22 protein-coding genes are annotated in these 21,371 nt (G+C 52.1%); 8 read left to right on the plus strand and 14 right to left on the minus strand.

Going from position 1 to position 21,371, the window contains the following annotated elements; all coding sequences use genetic code 11:
- The first annotated feature begins 489 nt into the window (after nucleotides 1-489).
- The 3 genes from NYE33_RS02380 to NYE33_RS02390 all read left to right on the plus strand — a co-directional run bounded on the left by NYE33_RS02380 (nucleotide 490) and on the right by NYE33_RS02390 (nucleotide 3,748).
- A complete protein-coding gene (locus NYE33_RS02380; RefSeq protein WP_042132945.1) occupies nucleotides 490-1,785 on the plus strand; it encodes an ABC transporter substrate-binding protein in 1,296 nt (431 codons plus the stop codon).
- Nucleotides 1,786-1,878: 93 nt separating this feature from the next.
- Entirely contained in the window at nucleotides 1,879-2,763 is an 885-nt protein-coding gene (locus NYE33_RS02385; protein ID WP_042132944.1) for a carbohydrate ABC transporter permease, read from the plus strand.
- A gap of 106 nt (nucleotides 2,764-2,869) precedes the next feature.
- On the plus strand, nucleotides 2,870-3,748 hold the full coding sequence (locus tag NYE33_RS02390; RefSeq protein WP_197074320.1) for a carbohydrate ABC transporter permease: 879 nt from the start codon (nucleotides 2,870-2,872) through the stop codon (nucleotides 3,746-3,748).
- 129 nt (nucleotides 3,749-3,877) lie between these two features.
- On the opposite strand, the gene NYE33_RS02395 is transcribed toward NYE33_RS02390, so the two are convergent.
- The 3 genes from NYE33_RS02395 to NYE33_RS02405 form a co-directional block, all read right to left on the minus strand.
- Nucleotides 3,878-4,465, minus strand: coding sequence for a 50S ribosomal protein L25 (locus NYE33_RS02395; RefSeq protein WP_042132942.1), 588 nt, complete (start codon nucleotides 4,463-4,465; stop codon nucleotides 3,878-3,880).
- 84 nt (nucleotides 4,466-4,549) lie between these two features.
- Nucleotides 4,550-5,497, minus strand: a complete 948-nt coding sequence (locus tag NYE33_RS02400) for a DUF1861 family protein (RefSeq protein WP_042132938.1) — start codon at nucleotides 5,495-5,497, stop codon at nucleotides 4,550-4,552.
- A complete protein-coding gene (locus NYE33_RS02405; protein ID WP_042132936.1) occupies nucleotides 5,463-5,759 on the minus strand; it encodes a helix-turn-helix domain-containing protein in 297 nt (98 codons plus the stop codon). Before NYE33_RS02405 ends, NYE33_RS02400 begins: the two co-directional genes overlap by 35 nt.
- A gap of 199 nt (nucleotides 5,760-5,958) precedes the next feature.
- On the opposite strand from NYE33_RS02405, the gene NYE33_RS02410 reads away from it, so the two are divergent.
- From NYE33_RS02410 to NYE33_RS02420, 3 genes are read left to right on the plus strand one after another with little or no spacing between them, the layout of a single operon-like run.
- On the plus strand, nucleotides 5,959-7,140 hold the full coding sequence (locus NYE33_RS02410) for a glycosyltransferase family 4 protein (protein ID WP_341064639.1): 1,182 nt from the start codon (nucleotides 5,959-5,961) through the stop codon (nucleotides 7,138-7,140).
- Nucleotides 7,140-8,246 (plus strand): glycosyltransferase, encoded by a 1,107-nt coding sequence (locus NYE33_RS02415; protein WP_076243507.1) that lies wholly within the window; start codon nucleotides 7,140-7,142, stop codon nucleotides 8,244-8,246. Before NYE33_RS02410 ends, NYE33_RS02415 begins: the two co-directional genes overlap by 1 nt.
- Nucleotides 8,239-9,321, plus strand: coding sequence for a mannose-1-phosphate guanylyltransferase (locus NYE33_RS02420; RefSeq protein ID WP_042132931.1), 1,083 nt, complete (start codon nucleotides 8,239-8,241; stop codon nucleotides 9,319-9,321). The genes NYE33_RS02415 and NYE33_RS02420 overlap by 8 nt, the downstream gene beginning before the upstream one ends.
- A gap of 193 nt (nucleotides 9,322-9,514) precedes the next feature.
- On the opposite strand, the gene NYE33_RS02425 is transcribed toward NYE33_RS02420, so the two are convergent.
- Nucleotides 9,515-9,751 carry a DUF6953 family protein gene (locus NYE33_RS02425; RefSeq protein WP_039300082.1) on the minus strand — a complete coding sequence of 79 codons (237 nt, stop codon included), beginning with the start codon at nucleotides 9,749-9,751 and terminating at the stop codon, nucleotides 9,515-9,517.
- Nucleotides 9,752-9,932: 181 nt separating this feature from the next.
- Between NYE33_RS02425 and NYE33_RS02430 the strand changes: the two genes are divergently transcribed.
- Nucleotides 9,933-10,841 (plus strand): copper amine oxidase N-terminal domain-containing protein, encoded by a 909-nt coding sequence (locus tag NYE33_RS02430; protein ID WP_336102907.1) that lies wholly within the window; start codon nucleotides 9,933-9,935, stop codon nucleotides 10,839-10,841.
- A gap of 101 nt (nucleotides 10,842-10,942) precedes the next feature.
- On the opposite strand, the gene NYE33_RS02435 is transcribed toward NYE33_RS02430, so the two are convergent.
- From NYE33_RS02435 to NYE33_RS02470, 8 genes are all read right to left on the minus strand, one after another.
- A complete protein-coding gene (locus tag NYE33_RS02435) occupies nucleotides 10,943-11,722 on the minus strand; it encodes an ABC transporter permease (RefSeq protein WP_039300079.1) in 780 nt (259 codons plus the stop codon).
- 17 nt (nucleotides 11,723-11,739) lie between these two features.
- Nucleotides 11,740-12,516 carry an ABC transporter ATP-binding protein gene (locus NYE33_RS02440; RefSeq protein WP_341064643.1) on the minus strand — a complete coding sequence of 259 codons (777 nt, stop codon included), beginning with the start codon at nucleotides 12,514-12,516 and terminating at the stop codon, nucleotides 11,740-11,742.
- 41 nt (nucleotides 12,517-12,557) lie between these two features.
- Nucleotides 12,558-13,586, minus strand: a complete 1,029-nt coding sequence (locus NYE33_RS02445) for an ABC transporter substrate-binding protein (RefSeq protein ID WP_336102909.1) — start codon at nucleotides 13,584-13,586, stop codon at nucleotides 12,558-12,560.
- 47 nt (nucleotides 13,587-13,633) lie between these two features.
- Nucleotides 13,634-15,088 carry an aryl-sulfate sulfotransferase gene (locus NYE33_RS02450; RefSeq protein WP_340948263.1) on the minus strand — a complete coding sequence of 485 codons (1,455 nt, stop codon included), beginning with the start codon at nucleotides 15,086-15,088 and terminating at the stop codon, nucleotides 13,634-13,636.
- A 104-nt stretch (nucleotides 15,089-15,192) separates the two neighbouring features.
- Nucleotides 15,193-15,735, minus strand: coding sequence for a MarR family winged helix-turn-helix transcriptional regulator (locus NYE33_RS02455; RefSeq protein WP_039300070.1), 543 nt, complete (start codon nucleotides 15,733-15,735; stop codon nucleotides 15,193-15,195).
- Nucleotides 15,736-16,311: 576 nt separating this feature from the next.
- Nucleotides 16,312-17,433 (minus strand): TolB family protein, encoded by a 1,122-nt coding sequence (locus tag NYE33_RS02460; RefSeq protein ID WP_341064647.1) that lies wholly within the window; start codon nucleotides 17,431-17,433, stop codon nucleotides 16,312-16,314.
- 93 nt (nucleotides 17,434-17,526) lie between these two features.
- Nucleotides 17,527-18,993 carry a sensor histidine kinase gene (locus NYE33_RS02465; protein ID WP_341064649.1) on the minus strand — a complete coding sequence of 489 codons (1,467 nt, stop codon included), beginning with the start codon at nucleotides 18,991-18,993 and terminating at the stop codon, nucleotides 17,527-17,529.
- Complete coding sequence (locus tag NYE33_RS02470; RefSeq protein ID WP_042132918.1) at nucleotides 18,990-19,682, minus strand: response regulator transcription factor; 693 nt, start codon at nucleotides 19,680-19,682, stop codon at nucleotides 18,990-18,992. The genes NYE33_RS02465 and NYE33_RS02470 overlap by 4 nt, the downstream gene beginning before the upstream one ends.
- A 333-nt stretch (nucleotides 19,683-20,015) precedes the next feature.
- On the opposite strand from NYE33_RS02470, the gene NYE33_RS02475 reads away from it, so the two are divergent.
- Nucleotides 20,016-20,426 (plus strand): hypothetical protein, encoded by a 411-nt coding sequence (locus NYE33_RS02475; RefSeq protein WP_231575269.1) that lies wholly within the window; start codon nucleotides 20,016-20,018, stop codon nucleotides 20,424-20,426.
- Between the two features lie 245 nt (nucleotides 20,427-20,671).
- Here NYE33_RS02475 and NYE33_RS02480 read toward each other — a convergent pair whose 3' ends face one another.
- Together NYE33_RS02480 and tnpB are read right to left on the minus strand one after the other, a co-directional pair.
- Nucleotides 20,672-20,944, minus strand: coding sequence for a hypothetical protein (locus NYE33_RS02480; protein WP_341064651.1), 273 nt, complete (start codon nucleotides 20,942-20,944; stop codon nucleotides 20,672-20,674).
- 53 nt (nucleotides 20,945-20,997) lie between these two features.
- A complete protein-coding gene (gene tnpB, locus NYE33_RS02485) occupies nucleotides 20,998-21,345 on the minus strand; it encodes an IS66 family insertion sequence element accessory protein TnpB (RefSeq protein WP_076243501.1) in 348 nt (115 codons plus the stop codon).
- Between the last annotated feature and the right edge of the window lie 26 nt (nucleotides 21,346-21,371).

Consider the following 21,371-nt stretch of genomic DNA (forward strand, 5'->3'; position numbering starts at 1 on the left):
TAACAAATTGTCAACACATTTCTTTAACAGGCATATATTTCTCCTTTCTTTTCCACATACTCCCATAACATCGTAAAATTCCATATAAATTCAACGTTGTTTGCGCTTACATAAAATCGGTGACTGAAAATAATTATTCGTCCTTTCCGGAACAAAATGAATTTTATAAGTTTTTTTGCATGAAAAACAATTGACAGGGGCCTTGGTATAATTAATAATGAAAACTATATTGTTACTACAAATTCCCTTTAACGTATCAATTTCATTTGCCGTCCAGCATTATCTCACTCAAACACGTCATGTAAAGTTACATAACGAGACGAAAGTTCGAGGAAAAGGCAAAAGCCAAGGTTAAAAAGATTCTTTTAACGTCACATTATTTACCATTCCAATTTGAAAGGGAGGAACTGCCGCTAACCACTCTGCCTGCGGGCAATCCCTACGGTCAACCAATATAACCCCATTCCATATTAAGGGAGCGATTAACTAATGAAAAAGTGGATGATTGCACTGATCTCAACGATGCTGGTTACCGCCATAACGGGCTGCTCTTCTGCAGATCCAAATAACAGCTCAGCAAATAACGACAGCTCTGATGCCAAACCGGAAACACTCCGAATTGCCATGGGTTCACCGGGAGAAGGGCTGATTAAGGTCTGGGAAACCATCGGCAAAGAGTTCGAGGAACAGCATCAGGGCATCAAAGTTGAATTCAGCTATCAGGACGATGACACCTATCAAACGATCGGACTGCCGAATCTGCTTAACGGTAAAAACGCTCCCGATCTATACTTCGAATGGGCCGGGCAGCGCCTGCAGACCAGAGTAACAGACGGTTATGCCGCGGATATTACAGAGCAGCTTCAAAGCTCGGGGCTGAAGGATATGTTCGCCGAAGGCACCTTCAATGGCATGGTAATTGACGGAAAGACCTATATGATTCCCACTGCGGGCGATGTGACGAACGTTATCTTTTACAATAAAGCGGTGTTCAATGATCTGGGGCTGCAGCCTCCAACCACCTGGGAGGAGTTCCTTCAGGTATGCGATACGATTAAGCAGGCAGGCATCACTCCACTCGTGATCGGCAACTCCGATCTGTGGACGGCAGGCAACTGGGTGGCCCATATCATTTCCCGTGTCGTGGGGGAGGACGCCTACAGCGAGGCTATGCAGCTGAAGCAGCCGTTCAATACCCCGGATTTTGTCAAAGCCTACGGTTATGTACAGGAGCTATGGGACAAAGGATATATTAACGAGAATGTAACTGCCTCCAGTGACAGTGAAGCGGATATGCTGTTCCTGAACGGCAGCGGTGCCATGCATCCGATCGGCAGCTGGCTGGCCCCGACCGCAGTGGAAGAAACACCGGATCTTGAGCTTGGCTACTTCAATACTCCTGCCATACCGGACGGGAAGGGCAATCAGGACAGTGTGGTCGGCGTGCTGAATGGAATGGTCGTCAATAAAAATTCCAGGCTAATCGATGAGGCCATTGAATTCATGAAGCTCTACAGCTCTGCCGAATCCTCCAAGAAGCTCACTGACGCCGGCGCCGTGCCGATTACCAAGGACGGAATCGATAAGGAGACTATGCTTCCGCTCTCACTTGATTTGAATGATCTGATGGAGAATGCGCCAGTGCTGGTGTCCCCGCCTGATACGGGCTATTCCATCGAGGTAGCCAATGCGCTTAACATGGCCACCTCCGAGGTCATCGGAGGCGCCAAATCACCTGAAGACGCTCTGGCCGAACTGGAAACCACCATCGCCCCTCTGAAGTAACGAAGAGATCACGCGCACAGCAGCCCTTTCATAAGTTGAAGCTATCTGCGGACCCTGTGCTTAGATTGATATCCTGAAGTGGAGGTGGACCCATTGTCCGGCAAAAGCAATAAACTCTCTCCCTACCTGTTCATCTCGCCAGCCCTTCTGCTGTTTGCCTTTGTTGTGCTTATTCCGGTCCTCATGACATTCGTATTCAGCTTCTACGACTGGAACGGGATCGGCCAGATGAAATTCACCGGCTTTGACAATTACATCCGGGCTTTTCAAGACCGCATCTATATTAATTCCTATGGACACACACTGATTTATATTGTAGCCACGGTCGTTGTTGAAGTCCTTGTCGGACTGGGACTCGCAGGCTTAATCACGATGGGCCGCAAGGGCAGCGGAATATTCCGGCTGGCATTCTTCGTGCCCGTTATGCTGCCGATGATTGTCGTATCCTACTTATGGAAATTCGTCTACAATTCTGATTTTGGTCTCATCAATATCCTGCTGGAGAAGATCGGCCTGGAGAGCTGGACCCGCGTCTGGCTAGGCAACCCTGATACCGCACTTTATGCCATCTGTATCGTATCCGGCTGGGTCTACGCAGGGTTCTATATGACCATCTTTTATTCCGGAATCCAGCGCATTTCCAAAGAAGTCTATGAATCCGCCTATCTGGACGGCGCCGGAGAAGGACAAATATTCTTCAAGATCAAAGTGCCGATGATCCGCAATCTGGTAGAGACCGGTGTCATGCTGTGTGTGCTTACCGGCTTCCAGTCCTTCGATCTGTTCTATGTAATGACCAACGGCGGGCCGTATAATTCGACTGAAATCGTTACGACCTATCTTGTAAAAGTAGTCTTTACCCACATGAGCATCGGCTACGGGTCTGCGCTTGCCGTCATCATGACAATCGTGATCGCGGTCATCGGGCTTGTTGCCGGCAGACTGAATAAGAAAGACTCCGGTGTGCTGGAGTATTAAAATAACCCCACAAAGTGGGGCTTTGGCGTAGATAGATGACTCAGGTACTTTGCGGGGACCCCGAAACATGTAAACTCTGATAGTATGAGAAAGCGAGGTGTTCTCCTTGACGACCACAGTCCTAGATATCAAGAAAGACGCTTACAGCGGAGGGGAGGCGGCAAACCGCAGACCGTTCTCACATATTCTGTATTATCTGTTCATGATCTTCATTTCCTGCTTCTATTTCTATCCGATCCTCTGGCTTATTCTCTCCTCATTCCGTGAGAACCGGGAAATATTCTCCGCCCCGTTCGCGCTGCCGGAACAGGTTAATCTGCAGAACTGGTCCAAAGCTTGGACTGTCGGCAATATGAGCACTTATGCCGGCAACAGCGTAATCGTCACCTCGGCTACCGTAGCAGGCATTCTGCTCTTCGCCAGCCTTGCAGCCTTTGCCTTCAGTAAGCTGCGCTTCCGCGGCAGCGGCTTCCTGATGCTGATGTTCGTATTCGGACTGTTCATGCCGCTGCAATCCTTTTTCATTGCCCAGAGCTATATTTTCGAGCAGCTGAATTTGAAGGATTCCTATATGGGGTTAATTCTTCCTTATATAGGAACAGGACTTCCGCTGGCTATCTTTCTGCTCAAGGCGTACTTGGACTCCGTACCAAAAGAACTGCTGGAAGCTGCCCGCATGGACGGCTGTAATGACTGGGTGATGTACAGCAGAATTATCCTTCCGCTGCTTGTTCCAAACATGGCTACCGTGGGGATCTTCTCGGCGCTGAATGCATGGAATGAGCTGCTGCTGGCCATGCTGTACATCCAGAATGATGCACTGAAGACCATCCCGGTCGGCCTGCTGGCCTTCTCCAGCCGATATATGACCGACTATAAGCTGCTTTTCTCCGCACTGGCGATTATTACGCTCCCGATGATTGTCGTATACCTCTTCTTCCACCGCTATATCGTTGCCGGCCTGACAGAGGGAGCACTGAAGTAGCTGCTTCCCGGCAATATGCCTGTTAGAACAGCAAATAGCCCCTTCCAGCAGACGTAGCCGGAATCATGACATCATCATGAGTTTCCAAGTACGCTCTGCCCGAAGGGGCTATATTCGTCAATCCTCTATTTAAGCCGGAGTAGCTGCTACTGCCGGTTCTTCAGCTTCTTCATGCACAGTCTTAATCTGAATCATTACTGTACTTGGATCGGTCAGCACTTCAATACCATCCTGGAAAATCAGATCAGATACAAGTAATTGGTCACCGATAGCAAGGCCGCTGATATCCACTTCCATGGACGTCGGCAGATCGCCCGGCATACAGCGGACTTCTACTTCATAGATTTCTACCTGCAGAACGCCGCCTTCTTTGACCCCTGCAGCTTCGCCTGCAAAATGAATCGTAACTTTACTGTCCATGCTGATGCTCATGTTCACATGCTGAAAATCAATATGCAGCACTTTACCGGACATAGACTGCTTCTGAATGCTCTGAACTACCACCGGAACGGTTGTACCATCAGACAATTTCGCTTGCAGGATTGCACGCGGATTGGTTCTCAGCATTTCCAGCAGTTCCTTCTCACTCACTTCAAGACTAAGAGTATCTTTACCAATTCCGTACAGTACTGCCGGGATGCGGCCTTGCTTTCTTGCCACATTCAGGTTGGACTTTGTGTCAGACGTACGATTGCTTAGTTGAATAAATTTACTCATTGCTTAATTCCCGCTCTCTTCGACCATAAATTCTTGTCACCTTAAGTTTAACATGACCATAGAATCTAGTCAAACCTGCAGATATCAGACTTCATATTCAATAAAAGGATCGGGGATCTCAATTCTGTAGGCTTCCGCATCGCTGACGCCTACAGACAGTACCGCCCGGCCGTCCTTACCGCGCACCAGCCCGCCGCTGAAGATAACATCCTGCAGCTCGGGGCGTTTGCCCGGACCGATGGGGAAATCGCTTCTGGCGGCAATGATTTTGATCGGGGTAGTTTCGAAGGTGCCCGGATTAAGCGAGAAGACCATAGCGTAATAATGCTTCTGCCCCATACGGTCGAAGCAGGCGATATGCCCGAGCACACCGATATGGCCGTTGCTCAGCAGAGTGGCCTCATTGGCTCCACCCCACTCCTCCTGCACGAACTGGTTATGCAGAATCTCCGCTTCCAGGAAGGTCTGTTCATTCAGCTCATCCAGTGAATCAATAATGGTGAAGCCAATCTGTCCTCTGCCGCCCCGGTCTCCCTGCGGTCTGGTCAATACGCCGATTCTTCCGTCCTGAAGCTCGATCAGCCGGATATCCTTCATCGTGCCCGGCCCCGAGGAGAAATGGCGCATGGAATCAATCCGGTACCCCCGGTAGAACTGAGTGACCCACGAAACGATTCTCTGCGGGTTATCCCCGGCCGTGATCACTTCAACTCCGCCGACAATCAGCTCACCCTTAATGCGGGTCACGCAAGGGTCCTGCAGATTATAGGTATGGGTGTGCTCCCGGGGAATCCAGACGCCATCCTCCCGGAATGTAAAAAAGAAGACTTGAGAGAACTCACTATCCCGTTCCTCAACTCTTCCCAAGATGACTTCCTCCCCGTCATGCTGAAACGGAGCCGTTATATTGTATACATCACGTCCGCCCACACCGGAGAAGACCAGCTTCTCCACGTGTACGGTACGGAGATTGGCATAAAAGGTATCCAGCAGTTCGTTACAGGTTGCAATCTTGGCCGGGCTCCTTGTCATTGCCTTCCTCCTCATATTCATGTGCCTTATCTATTGCCCAATCGTTCTCATCTGATTCCATCCGGATCAATTCTCCGGGCTGAATATTGAAGTAAGTACACAGCTTCAGCAGCAGATCCCGGGGGTACTGCACCATCTCGTCTTTGTACATCCGCCGGACGGAATCGAAATGGTAATTAATGTCTTTCGCTAACTTGCGGATCGATAATTTCGGGTCATGCTTCTCCATAACCTCACTCAATTTGCTGCGTATGACTGGCATCCATACACCTCCTACATCACTATATCTGGAGATTTCAGGGGAGTCAATAAATTGACAAGATTAAATGGTCATGTTATAGTCGGAGCAGGAAATAATTTGCAGATCACAAATTTTATACCACTTATCCCCGGAAAATAAAGTCCTCTTTATTTTCTTTTTTTGTCCCCAAAAGTACGATAATCAATAGGAGGCTCTTATTATGAACCACAGCAACCGCAATAAAAACATTGTTTTCCTGTCCACCAGCCTGCCTAGAGAATGCGGAATTGCTACCTTCACCCAGGATCTGCTGGATGAGTTCACCAAGCTCCAGGGCTTCAACAAACCGCGGATCATCGCTATGAACAACAACGGAAATTACCGGTACACAGACCAGGTCATGCGGGAAATTAACCAGCATCAGCTATCTGATTATATAGATGCCGCCGAAGAAATCAACCAGTCAAACACCGATCTGCTCGTCATTCAGCATGAATTCGGTATCTACGGCGGAGAAAGCGGCGAATATCTGCTGCAGTTCACTGAGCGGCTTCATGTGCCTTATGTGGCGATTTTCCATACTGTATTAACCACCCCCTCGCCGAAACAGCATGAGATTATCACCCGCATAGCTGCAGGAAGCGTAAAGGTTGTCACGATGGCCCAATCCACAGTAGATGATCTCATCTCTGTCTATCATATTAACGCCGCCAAAATTGCTTTTATTCACCACGGTGTGCCTTTTGTCAAAACTTCTACCCGCGCGGAGCTGAAGACCCAGTATAAGTTCGGAGAACGCAAAATCCTCTCCACCTTCGGCTTCCTGAGTCCCGGCAAAGGTATTGAGTATGCTATTGAAGCTATGAGCGGAGTAGTGAAGCAGCATCCGGATGCGCTCTACATCATTTGGGGCAAGACCCATCCGGTCGTCAAACAGGAGACAGGTGAAGTATACCGTCAAAAGCTGACCAGTCTTGTGCATGAATTAGGCCTGGTCAATAATGTGCTGTTCGTCGACAAGCTCCTGACCCAGGAAGAGGTCATTGAGTCCCTGGTGATGTCGGATATCTATATGACCCCTTATCTGGGCAAGGATCAGGCAGTCAGCGGCACACTCGCTTATGGAGTAGGCTATGGCAGAGTAATCATCTCTACGCCTTACCGCTACGCTCAAGAGATGCTGGCCGATGGCCGTGGCCTGCTGGCGGAATTCCGTGACTCGGCTTCGCTGGAAGCCTGCATCCTGGAGCTGCTGGATGATCCGGCCAAAGTTGAGGACATGGAGCAGCGTACCCAGGCGCTTGGCAGTACGATGATGTGGAGTGAGGTTGCAAAAACCTATGCCGCCATCTTTCAGGACAAAATAGCCCTCTCCAAACCGGCTGGCCGGAGTGTGATTTGATGCAGACATCTGCGGTATTGCAGTTCAAAACCGGTTATATGCGCCAGATCACTGATGATACGGGGATTTTCCAGCATACGAAGTTCGGCGTGCCCGATCGTGCCAAAGGCTACACCACTGATGATAATGCGCGGGCTTTGATCGCAGCCGTGTTAATGTATAACAACAGCAGGGATACAGCTGCACTCGATCTGATCCATACGTACCTCTCGTTCGTCCACCATGCACAGAATGAAGAGGGGAACTTCCGGAATTTCATGGACTACAACCGTTCCTTCCTGGAGGAGCGCGGCTCCGAGGATTGCCAGGGACGCACACTCTGGGCGCTGGGCTTCGTGCTCTCCTACTCTTCCATTCTGCCGGATAATCTGCTGAATACCTGCCGGTATCTGATCAACCAGGCGCTGCCGCATATCGGAGGCCTGCGCTCTCCCCGGGCCTTGGGCTATGCCGTCATCGGCCTCAGCTATTTACTTGAGACTCCCGGAGCGCTCACCTACTCCTTCCCTTATCCGCATATACCAAGTACAGAAGAGGAGCTGGCCTTCCTGCCGGAAGCCTTCATTAAAGAGCTTATCGAATCCGTCACTATCCGGCTGCATAACCAGTATAACCTTACCAAAGGGGAAGACTGGTACTGGTATGAAGACAGCCTGACGTACGGGAACTCCATGCTGCCTTGGGCACTGCTTAAGGCTTTCACGATTACCGGCAATCCGGCGCTTCGTGTAACAGCCAAAGAAAGTCTCGATTTCCTGATCTCCCGGACCTTCGCACCGGAAGGCTATTACAGACCTGTCGGCAGCCACGGCTGGCTGCTGCGCGGCGGTACGCCTGCACTCTATGACGAACAGCCGATTGAAGCCTGTGAAATGCTGCTCGCCTGCCGGGAGGCTGCCGTAGTGCTGCAGGACCCGTCTTATCTGCAGCAGGCTGAACTATGCTATGCCTGGTATACAGGGAACAACTCCCTGCAGCTCTCCCTGATCGATCCCCAGACCGGGGCTTGCTACGACGGGATTCACAGCTCGGGGCTGAACCTCAATCAGGGATCGGAGAGCATCATCTCCTTCTCGATTGCCCATCTGGTGACTCATCATGGATAAATTCGCAACCATACTCGCAGGCGGAGGCGGCACCCGCTTCTGGCCGCTGTCCAGACAGGAAATCCCCAAGCAGCTGCTGAACATCAGCGGCAACGATATTATGCTGAACGATACGATTGAACGCTTCAAGGGCATCATCCCGCAGGAGAATACCGTCATTGTAACGAACCGTACCCAGGCGGTACTGCTGGAGAGTATTATGCACAGCAGTGTGCAGAAGAGCAATATTCTGATCGAGCCTGTGGCCCGGAATACCTCAGCAAGCATCCTGTTCGCCGCCTTCTCCATCCAGCAGATGAGTGAAGGGGATTCCTTAATGGTTGTCCTGCCTTCCGATCACTATATTACCGATGAGCCGCAGTTCCGGCTTACGCTGGACGAAGCCTGCACCGTGGCGATGGAGAGTGATGCCATTGTCACGATCGGGATCAAACCTACCTTCCCTTCCACCGGCTACGGCTACATCGCTTATGACAAAGAGCCGATCGCAGTCAATCCGGTTGCCGTATACGATGTAGCTGAATTCGTGGAGAAGCCGGATTTCAAAAAGGCACAGGGATATCTGGCCTCAGGCAATTATCTCTGGAACAGCGGGATTTTCATCTGGAAGACCTCGGTCATTATCGATAACTTCAAGCGGTATCTGCCGCGGCTATATAATACGATGCTGCCGATCAGTGAAGCGCTCGGTACAGATCAGGAGCAGGAGACGATTAACCGGATCTATCCGCTGCTGCAGAATATCTCGATTGACTACGGCATCCTCGAACGTTCTGATGAGGTAGTGGTACTGTCCGGCCAGTTCGGCTGGAATGACATCGGCAGCTGGGATGCGCTTGGTGCCATCTTCCCGCCTGATGATGAAGGCAACATTATCAAGGCCAATCATGTCGGCATCGATACCCGCAACTCCATTATCTATGGCAACGGGCGGCTGATTACCACCATCGGCGTAGACGGCTTCATCATCGCTGACACCGGGGATGCGGTCATGATCTGCCCCAAGGATAAAGCCCAGTCAGTCAAAGACATTGTCGATCTGCTCAAGGAGAAAGGCATGCTGGAATATGTATAGGCTATGACGATTATGTAATAACAAAGGGAGCACTGCTATTACAGCAATGCTCCCTTTGTTAAAATATAAGAATTTCTATGTTTCACATGATAATTTATCCTTCTATTTCTCGCTGAAACGAATGCCGTCCTATCAAGGACGGCGTAGCCGTTTCTGCTTGTGTTCTTATGGTTCTCCTATGCCGAGTCAGTCCTCAGGTCCAGGCCCACAGGAACCCGTCGCGGTCCCAGGCAATCCGGCCGCCGTGCAGCTTGCGGAACGCCTTCTTCACTTCTTTGGACAGCGATGCATTTCCATTCTCATTCACAAAGACAAATTGTTCGCCGAAATTCGCCTTCACATATTCAATCGCTGCGGTCTGGTGCAGGGTTCCTGTAAATTTGATTTCCTTGACCATCCATTCCGCCACTTCCTGTGCGGTTACTTCCATGGGGTAGTGCTCCTTCCTGCTTATCCTGCTTGTAGATTTCCCCATTATAGCATGAATACAACGGCTTCCAATGAATCAGTTCCTGAAACAATCCGGAGTTTATTAGAAACATAATAGAGAGAGCTGCGTCTATATATGGAAACTTATTCTATTTAATTCCAACAAAACAGAAAGGAGATTAATGATGAATCTGTATAAAAGAATATGGCCAGCTTGTCTGCTGCTCCTTCTACTGCTGCAAAGCTTCACCTCAGCCGCCTCAGCCGCTTCCCTTGCCCCGGCAGCTGCGCCAGTCCGTCCGATTACCGTCAATATCAACGGAGCCTTTATTGCCACGGACAGCAGCCCCTTTATTGAGTCTGGCAGAATCAAAATATCTGTCCGGACGCTCGCCTCACTCGGACTGACTTATTCCTGGGATACAGCAACCCGCACCGCTACAATCACTAATCCGGCCAAGGATACATTCCGTTTGATCCAGGGACAGCTGACAGCCTACAAAAACGGCCAGCCTGTCCAGTTGGATAGTGAGGCAGGTAATTATAACGGCCGGATGATGGTTCCGGCCCGCTTCGTCAGTGAAGCCTTCGGATATAGTGTGTACTATGAGCGAACGCGCAGCATACTCTTCATTACCAGCAAGGATTATGTCCCGGATACCGCTGCCCTGCTCTCCAGTGACTTGGCAGCAGCCCGTCTCGCAGCCATCTCCCTGCCTATCCAGTACAACTTCACGCCTGTTCCCGCAGCGGAGAGCGGGCAATCACGGAATTATACGTACAGATTTGCCGCAAATGACGCTACGCGCTATGTCTATGAGAACACGCTTGTCTCAACCGTCGTTGAGATTAAGGACGGAGCCGCCCATGCCGTCTGGCAATACGGCACGAATGGTATTCCCGGCTATGATCTGTACACTACACTGGGAGGACAGCAGCCCGGATATATGGCTGAGATGTCTCATGATCATTTCCGCTATTTTGGCGGGGGCTACCGGGCTTCCTACCAGACAGCAGCGGATGGCTCCTATCAGTCCTTTCCTTATTTTACCCGGAACTACGGTGAGATCATCCAGCCTATCCCTGAATAACTGAGTAGAACCAGACCAAACCACTGCCCATGATTGATGGGCAGTGGTTTGTGTACTGTAAGTCGCCTTAGTGTTATTGCCAAGCCGGGTAAGTCCAGCCTCTACCTTCTCCGCGCAGCCACATTGACCACACCATAGCGGTAGAGCACCTTCTTCCCGAACCAGCCGAACAGCCTGTCGGTGAAGAAGCCCATGAAGCCCAGACAGAACAGCCCGACGAATATCCAGTCCGTACGGAAGAACAGCCGCGAATTCCAAATCAGATAACCGACACCTTCGTTGGAAGCAATCATTTCTGCCCCGATAATAGCCATGTAGGAGGTTCCCATTGCCAGCCGTACACCGGTGAAGATATATGGAATCGTAGCCGGCACAATCACGTGCAGCAGAATCTGCCATTCATTTGCCCCCATGCTGCGGGCCGAGCGGACCTTATCCTCCTCTACCGACATTACTCCGGTCAAGGTGTTCAGCACAACGATGAAGAAGGTGGCGTACATAATCAGCGCAATCTTTGACTGCTCCCCGATGCCGAACCAGACCAGAAAAAGGGTGATGAAGGCAATCGGCGGGATAAAGCGGATGAAATTCAAGAAAGGCTCGGCAAATATGCGGATGACGTTTACTTTTCCGATGATCAGCCCTGCCGGAATAGCCAGCAGACTGCCGAGTACCCAGCCGACAAGCACGCGGTAAAAGCTGATGCCGATATACTGCATCAAGGTGCCGTCTTGGACCAGTTCCCGCCCTCCCTTCAGCGTGGCCCAAGGCCCGGGGATAACATCCGGGCCATACACCCAGGCGCCCAGCTGCCAGATGCAGAGTGCGGCAATCCACAGCAGGGAGACCGAGACCCATTTTTTCTCCACCCATTTCAACATGTACTGCCCCCCCGATCCTATTCTTCAAAATGGCTCTGAATTTGATTGTACAGCGAGTAGAACTCCGGCGAGGCCACATCCCGCGGAAACGGCAGCGCATTGTCGTATATATCGGTGATATTGGAGGAAGGCCCCACGGACATGATGCCGATGTGCTCACCCAGCAGCAGTGCTTCCTGAATATCGTGCGTTACGAAAATAACGGTCTTATGCGTCTCACGCCATATTTGCACCAGTTCCTTCTGCATCGTCCGCCGGGTCATGGCATCCAGCGCACCAAAGGGCTCATCCATCAGCAGAATCGCCGGATCATTCGCCAGTACCCTGGCCAGCTGTACCCGCTGCTTCATCCCTCCCGACAATTCCTTCGGGAATTTATCCTCATGCCCGTTCAGCCCGACTAGCGTGATATACCGGTCTGATATCGTCCGGCGCTCTGCCTTGGCCGTCTTCTTCATCCGCAGTCCGAACTCTACATTCTCCCGCACCGTGAGCCAGGGGAACAGGGAAGAGTCTGCCTGCTGAAATACAACCGCCCGGTCCCGGCCCGGCTTATCCACCTCGACGTTGTCCACCCGCAGATTGCCGCCCGATTTGGAGACAAACCCGGCGATCATGTTGAGCAGCGTTGATTTGCCGCAGCCGCTCGGACCGAGCAATACGAAGAACTCACCGCCTTTGATCACCAGGTTCACATCCTTGATAATGTAATGAACGTCCCCGGCCGCAGGCTCGCTGTAGCTCTTGCGCAGCTGCTCGATATGGATGGCATGCTGTTTGGCAGGTAAAGACATGAGGCACCTCCAGAAAGTTAAGTTATTTCGTGTAAGCTAAGCTACTTGGCAAAAGTCACTTTATCCGGCAAAGCCTGCTTCAGCGGGTCCAGACTGAGCTTGCTGTCCAGATCAAAATCCTGTTCAATGATTCCTGTATCGACCATATACTTTTTCTGTCCGGCAAGACTGTCATAGGCAGCCTGGGTAAAGCCCACCTTCCACGGATTCGTCGGCAAGTCCTTCAGCGTTGCTTCCTTCGGCTGCTTCAGTTCCTTGAACATCAGATCGGCCACCTCCTCGGGATGCTCCTGGGCATAAGCCGCAGCCTCGTCCACCGCCGCCAGGAATTCGCCAATCCCCTCAGGATTCGCCTGCACAAAAGCATTCCCTGCGACAATCCCCATCCCCAGGCGCACTGGGGTCTTCGACATATCCGTCAGCTCATGTACACCCTCAAGCGCAGCCAGCTTATCCGTCAGCGCTGAACCGCTGAACCAGGCAGCATCCACATCGCCCTGCTTCAGTGCAATGAAGGCTTCGTCGAACGCACCCTGTCCTGTCAGCTTCACGTCGCTTAGCGCAATGCCCTGCTCCTTCAGGTATTCATCCCACAGATACGGCAGAAACGTACCGCGCATGAAGCTTAGGTTCTTGCCTTTCAGATCCGCAGCAGACTTGATCTCGTCCCTTACGTAAAGCTTCCATACTGCCGCTGCCTGATCCGTGGCCTGGCCGGCGGAAGCAATAATGGAATAGTCGCCCTTAGAGACGGCATTGAGCACCGGGAAATCAGCACCGAAGGCCACGTCTACCTGCTTGATGAATAGCGCATTCACTCCCTCAGCCGGAGTACCGAAGTTGATAATTTCTGCATCGATGCCGTGGTTGGCGAAGATGCCTTTATCGACTGCTACCCGGAAGGTAGGATTCGTATTGATGTCGGCAATTCTAATCTTCAGAGTCTTCTGCTGGCCGCCGGCCGTTCCTGTGGAAGCCGCCGCGTCTCCCTTGGAGCTGCAGCCGGACAGAACCAGTACCAGAGATAAGGATAAGAGCAGGAAGGCTGAGCCGTACCATGATTTTTTCAAAACTACGCACCTCTTCGTCTATAAATTTCTATAGCTTATCTTATTATCTAACTGGTTCTCCGGACGCTGCCTTCTTCCGCAGTAGCCACGCAAGCGGCCCCCTCTGTAAACGGAAGTGTGGTCGCTACACTCACTACCGAAGCCGATCCCTTCGGCGCAGCTCCCGGCACTCTGAAGCTGGTCACATCGATGGCCTCGATGGCAATCTCCTGCGGCTTCGCCAGCTGCGGCACCCAGGCATAGGGTACACGGTAGGAACGGTAGACCATATTCGTATTGCGGCGGTCGGTGTAAGGGGAGATATACTCCCAGACCAGCTCATGCTCCGCCGTCACCTCGAACAGGCGCCCGTTCGAACCCTCGGTAATCAGCGTGTTGCCGTTCGGGAGCCGCTGCGCCGAGCTGATATACGGACTGTAGAACTTATAGGAATCGGTCGGAACGGAGAACCCGGCCTCCGCCGAGGTATACTGCCACTCAATATCCAGTGTCACCGGATTAATCTCCAGCACACGGGAATGGTCACGCAACGCATTCTTCTGTCCAAAAGGTGAAGAGGGATTCGGCAGCCCATATCCGCCCCAGCCGCCGTTATCGAATACGAGCAGATTGCCTTCGCCCGGCAGTCCCTTCGGAATGATGTGGGCGTGATGCTGGCCGATAATCCAGTCGATATGCTTCACTTCAGGCAGAGAGTAGTCCGGTCCCAGCCGCCAGACGATAGCCCCGCTGCGCTTGTCAGTGATGGCGATGATATTCGCCTCGCGCGCATCCCAGATAATATTGTCCGGGTGGAAACGCTCATCTCCGTTATCATAGAATTTGTTCGGCCCTACGTAGGAAGCGGAGTTGATATGCAGCCAGTCGCCTACGCCGCCGCCCAGATCTCCGAAGGAGCGGGTGTTGGGATCGCGGAAGAGAACATTTCGCGCCGCCTGATCAAATCCAAGCTCCGCGAAATGATCGCTGGCCGCCCACTCCCAGATCACATTGCCTTCCCAGTCCACCTCAATGATCGTGTCATCCAGCAGCTGCTTATCGGAAATCTCAGGATTGTGCAGATTCTTATGCGCTAAGATCAGCGTTGTCCCGCTGTTAGCTGAAGGTTCAAGCCCGGGAGCGTAGTATCCGACCGGATTTCCCTCCCGCTGATAGTCGTGATGCTGGCGGGCGTACCACAGCGGCTCATACCCAGGGTCCTCGATATGCTCGTAGCTGTTGTATCTCCAGACCACATTGCCGTCCCAATCTACCTGAACCAGATCGACATTATCCTGAATGCCGAATTTGGGATCTCTTCTGCCCGTGCTGCCCAGGACGTAGCCGCCCGGGAGGATTTTGGCAGGGAAGCCGATCAGCCCTTGCCACAGATGCACTTCCTTGCCGCTCATATCGATCAGCACGACTCCCTCATCGCCCGCCTGAAATACAGTGTAGCCGCTCCATGCCTTGGACGGGTTATATACCGTCGCCCCTGTCGGATAAATTGTTGAATGTCCCATGATCATCTCTCCTTAAAGTTGTGTTAGCGTAGACTTTGTTGACTCACTTCGCAAAACTCACTTCGGAAGCACACGCTTAAATTGTGTTAGCGGAAACTTCATTTTCAATAGCTGAGATAGTTCTTCTTCACCTCTGCACGCGGCTTCTGTTCAGGCTCTTGAGGTACGGGAATTTCAGCATTTTGCTGTGCCAGCTTCAGCAGCGTATCCGAGAACCCTTCCAGATTGCCGATGATCCGTTCATAGAAGCGGCTCTGCTGCTCAAGCTCCTCATCCGTAAAGCCCTCGAACAGAAGCGTAATACATCGGGCACCGATGTTGCCGTTGCGCTCCACCATCTCCCGGCCCTTGGCCGTAATATCAAGCAGGACGGTTCTGCGGTCATCTTCCTTGCGTCTGCGCACCGTATATCCGCCTGCCTCCAGCTTGTCACTCAGCGCCGTTATAGCGCCCGAAGTGAAATCGAGCTGCTCTGCCAGATCGCCCAGCCGCTGCTCACCATCACGGATAATCTTTTGCAGAATCAGCATGCCGGGCAAGGAAATCCCCTCCACGCTTACGCGGTCACGTTCCTTGACGAATCTGCGTACCATTTTGCGGAACAGGTGGTCTGCCTCCTCCAGCCGCTCCCACGGGTTATCTTCCACGCTATCTCTCCTCTGCTGTCTATCCAAAGGAACCCAAAAAGGCCCCCGGAAAATCCCCTGTACGGGAATATTTGCGGGAGCCTTTGGTGGTCCAATCAGCTCAAATATGATGGTCGTATTTATTATTTCACTGTTCATTTAATTAGTAGTGAAGGATTGCTGTAATCATATACCCCTTAAACCCACCTGTCAAGTATGAATATATTCGATAAATGTTAAAAGAACTGCGGGGTGCTCTTACGGCAGTGGAGAGCTCATAGTACTGTAGGCGTATTATTGTTGCATTATTTGCAACTTTGGTTCATGGATAGCTGCCTGTTCGGGAGGATTGTTGTATGAAATACAAGAATTATCTTGATCATCTGCTTGGAAGCGAAGGAGAAGTTGCATTTCCTGCAACAATTTTGGATTTTGGCCGATTTTAGGAGGGGAATGTTGTATTTGATGCAGGATTTTAAGTGGCTTAGCTTACCCGGCAAAAAGCGAAAATGATCGGTGTTGTCAGCCGGAAAACCTCCGGCTGACCTTCTTGTGCGAAGATTCCAAGTGCTGGCGCCAAGCTGCTGATCCGGAGCATTAAGACAAACTGACCACATAGGTGAGGAACTGATAGACGTTGTCCTTCAGCACAGTTGCTGTGGCCAGAAGCTTCTTGCCCGAGGGGCTCCAGTGCAGCTGGTCAGACACGCGGATATCATTCAGCACCGGCGTCTGTTCTCCGGTCTCCACCTCGGCAATGAACAGGTCTTCCTGGTCATCAGCAGAACCTGCTGCAGTGACTGCATAGGCCAGCTTGCTGCCGTCCGGCGACCAGCTGGTACCGAAGATCTGCTGGCCTGCAGCAAGCTGGGACTGTTCATTGCCTTCACTGTCACAGAGCTTCAGCACCATCTCGCCCGGACCCTTCCGTTCAACAATTGCGAGCGTGCTCCCGTCCGGTGACGGAATAACCCACATCACATTCTTGCTCAGTACCTTGGTCTGTTTCGTATCCGTATCATAAGCGCTAAGCTGGCTGTCTTCACCCGTGACATATAGAATCCGGCTGCCGCTCTGCATGACCTCATGTACATAAGGGATGCCGGTCTTCAGCACTGTCTCCTGCTTGCCGGTCACATCCGCGCTCAGGATATTGCCTTCCATATCCGGATAAATCACATGATCGTTATCCGCCCATCTTCCTTCTTCGCTTCTGAACTCCGCATCACTCATTTTCACCGAAACGCCCGTGGCCAGTTCCATAATATAGCCAAGTCCAGTAGCTTCATACAGCTCTTTGTAGAATACATGCGTCTTGTCCGGAGACATTTGCGGTGAACCATAATTCAGCTCCCCCTCCTGCAGCGGAGTTTCATCACCCGTAGAGAGTGTACGCAGATAGAGATTCAGCGGATATCTTTCCTGGCCTTCGATCACCTGCGCAGGGAGATTACGGTTTTCTTTGGTCACAATCATGACGTCCTCGCTGACGAAATCCGTGCCCCGCACACCCTCCACCTTATCGATCCCTTCCAGCTTCAACTGGGTATAGACGGATTCGCTAATGTTATCGAGGACCGTAATTTTGTGGCCGGATTTCTCCACCACCTGCCTTGTTTCAGTATTCTCCGCAGCGCAGCCTGTCACGGACAGCAGAAGCGCACCACATAGCAGAATTGCCCGCACCTTGCCCCGTCTTCTATTGTTCTCAGCATTCATTAGGCTTCCCTCCAGCTTGTGTTACTCCAAGCATACCGGATGCTTATTTCCAAACCGCATATAGAATGTTTCCAAGTTGTAAACTAAGTCCCCTCAGGACACTAAGGGAAAAGACAGCTCAAACGCTGCCCCCTCGCCTGAGCTTTCCAGCAGCACAATGGTTCCGTTCTGCTTCTCCACCAGGTTACGGACCAGCGAGAGTCCAAGCCCCGTGCCTCCCGAGGCTCTCGAGCGGTCACGGTTAACCGTATAGAACGGCTCGAAGATCTTGTCCCGCGACTCTTCAGGAATGCCGATACCGGAATCGCGGATTGTAATCCATACCCGCCCGTCCCTGACCTCGCTCCGTATATGAATGCTTCCCTGCGGAACATTATATTTGATCGCATTGTCGAGCAGATTGATGAAGATATGCATGAAGCTCTCTTTATCGATCCAGATATGCGCCGGCTTAACGTCAAGCGATACCGTAAGGCCATAACGCTCGGCTTTGCCTTTCATCCGGCCGCATATATCCCGCAGCATGCCCTCGACCTCCAGCAGCTCTGCCTGGGATTCGAAATCATATTTCTCCAGCGCGGTCAGCTGCAGCACCTTCTCCACCATCTCATACAGCCGGTCTGTCTCCTTGGCAATGCTGAGCTTGGCATCATGCAGCAGCTCGGGGTCATCGTCATACATGTTCAGCAGATCAACATACGCCTTGATTGAAGTCAGCGGTGTCTTGAACTCATGGCTGATATTCCCGATGTACTGCTTCTGCTGCTGCTCCAGCGCCTGCAGCTTCTCCACAGCGAGCTGCAGCTTGCGCCGCTCCTCGTCCTTCGCGGCAATGCTGCTCTCGATCTCCCGGCTCATGAAGTAGATGCCTTCCGCCAGCTCGCCAAGCTCATCCTTGCGCTTCACAGGCGGAGCCGAGATGTAATCGGCACGGCGGATGTCCTCCGCCGATTTCTTCAAGCGGCCGATCGCTGCCGCAGCGCGGTTGAAGTACAGGTACCCGATGATGAAGCTGAGCACCAGCACCGCGCCTCCTGTCGTCAGGAACAGATTCAGCAGCGTCTGCTGGAAGCTCCGGGCGTCCTGCAGCGAGTACTGCAGCTGCACCACACCCATCTGCTCCTCCGGCCCCTGCAGCGGAGCCAGATACAGCAGCTTGTCGCCTTCACTCTGATAGGCGACTTTATTATTCAGCGCGTAGTCCAGCGCCGTGCTGACATCCGGCCTGCCCGGCCCCGGCTCACCCTGCGCCGAGGTTCCCACCTGCTGACCCTGGCTGTCGTACAGGGTCACCTCCAGGCCGGTGTACCCGGCCAGCTCGGCGGCCAGCGCCCGGCCCCGCTGCTGCATGAAGGCCTGCGGCGCGAGGCGCACGCCGGTATAGTAAGTCTGCTTCACGCGCAGATTGACGGTTGTTACATGCTGGGCCAGATAGCTCTCCGTCTGCCCCTGCTGATTGCGCTCCACACCGCGCAGCACGAAATAGCTCAGCACGCTGAGCGCAAGAATAAGCAGCAGAGCCAGGAACAGGCTGAACTTCAGCTTGATGCTGACTCTCATGGGTAGCTCCCCGCAGGCACAGCCTTATAGCCGACGCCATAGACGGTCTGCAGGATGTTCTGGTAGGGCTCGCCCAGTTTTTTGCGAAGCCGCTGAATATGGATATCCACCGTACGCGTTCCCCCGGCGTAGTCCATATCCCACACCTGCTCCAGCAGCTCTTCGCGCATATACACCCGCTGCGGGTGGGAGAGCAGCAGCAGCAGCAGATCGAATTCCTTCGGAGTCAGCTCAAGGCTCTCCTCCCCAAGCTCGGCGCTGCGCCGGTCGGGATGCACCCGCAGAATGCCGTATTCGATCAGCTCGCTTTTAACCTCGGCCGTATTCTTCTCCAGCCTGCGCAGCAGTGCCTTGACCCGGGCCAGCAGCTCACGGATCTCGAACGGCTTGGTCATATAATCGTCTGCACCTAGCTCCAGGCCGACAATTTTATCGACAATATCATTTTTGACGGTCAGCAGAATAATTCCGATATCATCACGGTTCTCAAGCTTGCGGCACACATCATACCCGCTCAGCTTCGGCATCATTACATCCAGCACCAGCACGTTCGGGTGGAAGGTGTTCGTCTTGCTCAGCGCTTCCTCCCCGTCACCGGCGGTATCTACCTCATAGCCTTCACGCCGCAGCGCATAGGCAATCGCACTCACAATGGCCGGTTCATCATCGACGACCAGTATTTTTTTCATAGGAGGTTCATCCTTCCGTTTGCACTTGCTTGGTTAAGGGTAAATATATTGCTGTGTGCCTACAAGAATAACGCAAATGGAGAAGCCGGATCAAGGAAATGCAGGCTTCGCCGGTATTTACTACTAGAATCACCGTCCGGGCCTGCTGGCAAACACCGGTTAGGCAAATGCTTTTAGAACGAACCAGGGCTTCCTAACATTTAGGTTATCTTTAAGAAGACTTAAGCTTCATTTCAGTATTGACGGGTAAACTGTACTTAGCTGAAGTTCACTAGCCGCCGCAAACCACTAACCCTGAACGATATAACCAATTATGAAAAGAGGATAACAGATATGAACATAAAACGAATGAATATTAAGCGGGTAATGATTGTCGGAACGATGATTGTAGCCATGTCCTTTGGAGGAACTGCCTGGGGCAAGCCAGCATTACATACCCTTCCCGTTGCCAAATGGTCCACATCTGATGTGGCCGATACCGATGAGCTGCTGGACGCCCTGAACCTGAGCCAGTCCTCCGATGAAGAGCTGTACGACGCCCTATATGACGGCAAATCCCTGCGCACCATTGCAGAAGAGAACGGCGGGAATATCAATAATGTTATCAACCTGCAGGTCAAACAGCTGACCCAGCAGCTGGAAGCAAGACTGGCGGGCGGAAGCATCAATCAGCAGCAATACACCGCACAGAAGGCTGAACTGAGAGAGATCGTGACGCAGAGTGTGCTGACTTCGTTTGGCTGAGTAAGAATCACCTGGCTGACGGGAACTGTCCTCTAATACTTAGCATAACAGAAACGGTACCGCCCTCAGGGCGGTACCGTTTCTGCGATAAATGATGGTTAATATAGCATAGCACGGAACCTTCCGGTCCCGAGGCCTTTCATTACTAGACGGATGATTGTATTAAGGCTGACCGATAGCCGGGCCCTCTACCGCAGGTTTGCCAGGCAGCGCGAGCTGTCCAGCAAGCAGCAGCGGCAGGCATCCTAAAGAAATATACCTAACATGAACCAGCCTAACGTCGAAGCAGGGTCCGTCCATTTGTACAGCATAACCAGGATTCCCACACTGGATATCCGCCCCACACTGAGTGCGCATTCCCGCCATACTACAAGCTCTGTGCTAATTCTGCCGAAAGGTGTATCAAAAACCGGCCTGCTAACTGCATCCATAATTCCGAAGAGCAGTAATGTGCTTGGATTCATCTGAATTGTAATACCAACAATAGACAGGTTGAATAGCGCAGTGCCTGCGGCCATCAATCTGCGATGATGATTTCCCTTCTCCCCAATTCTAATAAAACAAAAAAACGTTAAACGACGATCTGAGCCTTAACCTGCTTGTGATCCTGCCGCCGGTGAAGGGAAAGCCCATCCAAGAGCCAGCGAAGTTCGCGAAAGGAAAGTGCAACCGGCGAGTCGTCAGGGCCCGGCCACTGGAAGCTTCCGCGTTCCAGGCGGCGGTACAGCAGCCAGAAGCCATTATGTTCCCAATAGAGCATTTTGAGTTTGTCGCGCTGATGGTTACAAAATACAAACAGACAGGGCGCGAACGGATCGAGCTGAAATCGCTCCTGAGCCAGGGCGGCCAGGCCGTCGATGGATTTGCGTAGATCCGTGCTGCCGCCGGCTAAATAAACCCTTTCGGGTAGCGTCAACATAAGTGCTCAAAGCCTGAACCACTTGA

It is taken from the genome of Paenibacillus sp. FSL R10-2199 (genome assembly GCF_038000235.1).
GTDB classification, from domain to species: Bacteria; Bacillota; Bacilli; order Paenibacillales; family Paenibacillaceae; genus Paenibacillus_AQ; species Paenibacillus_AQ phytohabitans.

What these genes read in the sequence shown, in the direction of transcription:
- NYE33_RS02380 (WP_042132945.1), top strand. Translation starts at nt 490, where the DNA reads ATGAAAAAGTGGATGATTGCACTGATCTCAACGATGCTGGTTACCGCC.
- NYE33_RS02395 (WP_042132942.1), bottom strand. Translation starts at nt 4,465, where the DNA reads ATGAGTAAATTTATTCAACTAAGCAATCGTACGTCTGACACAAAGTCC.
- NYE33_RS02400 (WP_042132938.1), bottom strand. Translation starts at nt 5,497, where the DNA reads ATGACAAGGAGCCCGGCCAAGATTGCAACCTGTAACGAACTGCTGGAT.
- NYE33_RS02405 (WP_042132936.1), bottom strand. Translation starts at nt 5,759, where the DNA reads ATGCCAGTCATACGCAGCAAATTGAGTGAGGTTATGGAGAAGCATGAC.
- NYE33_RS02410 (WP_341064639.1), top strand. Translation starts at nt 5,959, where the DNA reads ATGAACCACAGCAACCGCAATAAAAACATTGTTTTCCTGTCCACCAGC.
- NYE33_RS02415 (WP_076243507.1), top strand. Translation starts at nt 7,140, where the DNA reads ATGCAGACATCTGCGGTATTGCAGTTCAAAACCGGTTATATGCGCCAG.
- NYE33_RS02420 (WP_042132931.1), top strand. Translation starts at nt 8,239, where the DNA reads ATGGATAAATTCGCAACCATACTCGCAGGCGGAGGCGGCACCCGCTTC.
- NYE33_RS02425 (WP_039300082.1), bottom strand. Translation starts at nt 9,751, where the DNA reads ATGGAAGTAACCGCACAGGAAGTGGCGGAATGGATGGTCAAGGAAATC.
- NYE33_RS02430 (WP_336102907.1), top strand. Translation starts at nt 9,933, where the DNA reads ATGATGAATCTGTATAAAAGAATATGGCCAGCTTGTCTGCTGCTCCTT.
- NYE33_RS02435 (WP_039300079.1), bottom strand. Translation starts at nt 11,722, where the DNA reads ATGTTGAAATGGGTGGAGAAAAAATGGGTCTCGGTCTCCCTGCTGTGG.
- NYE33_RS02440 (WP_341064643.1), bottom strand. Translation starts at nt 12,516, where the DNA reads ATGTCTTTACCTGCCAAACAGCATGCCATCCATATCGAGCAGCTGCGC.
- NYE33_RS02450 (WP_340948263.1), bottom strand. Translation starts at nt 15,088, where the DNA reads ATGGGACATTCAACAATTTATCCGACAGGGGCGACGGTATATAACCCG.
- NYE33_RS02460 (WP_341064647.1), bottom strand. Translation starts at nt 17,433, where the DNA reads ATGAATGCTGAGAACAATAGAAGACGGGGCAAGGTGCGGGCAATTCTG.
- NYE33_RS02465 (WP_341064649.1), bottom strand. Translation starts at nt 18,993, where the DNA reads ATGAGAGTCAGCATCAAGCTGAAGTTCAGCCTGTTCCTGGCTCTGCTG.
- NYE33_RS02470 (WP_042132918.1), bottom strand. Translation starts at nt 19,682, where the DNA reads ATGAAAAAAATACTGGTCGTCGATGATGAACCGGCCATTGTGAGTGCG.
- NYE33_RS02475 (WP_231575269.1), top strand. Translation starts at nt 20,016, where the DNA reads ATGAACATAAAACGAATGAATATTAAGCGGGTAATGATTGTCGGAACG.
- NYE33_RS02480 (WP_341064651.1), bottom strand. Translation starts at nt 20,944, where the DNA reads ATGGCCGCAGGCACTGCGCTATTCAACCTGTCTATTGTTGGTATTACA.
- tnpB (WP_076243501.1), bottom strand. Translation starts at nt 21,345, where the DNA reads ATGTTGACGCTACCCGAAAGGGTTTATTTAGCCGGCGGCAGCACGGAT.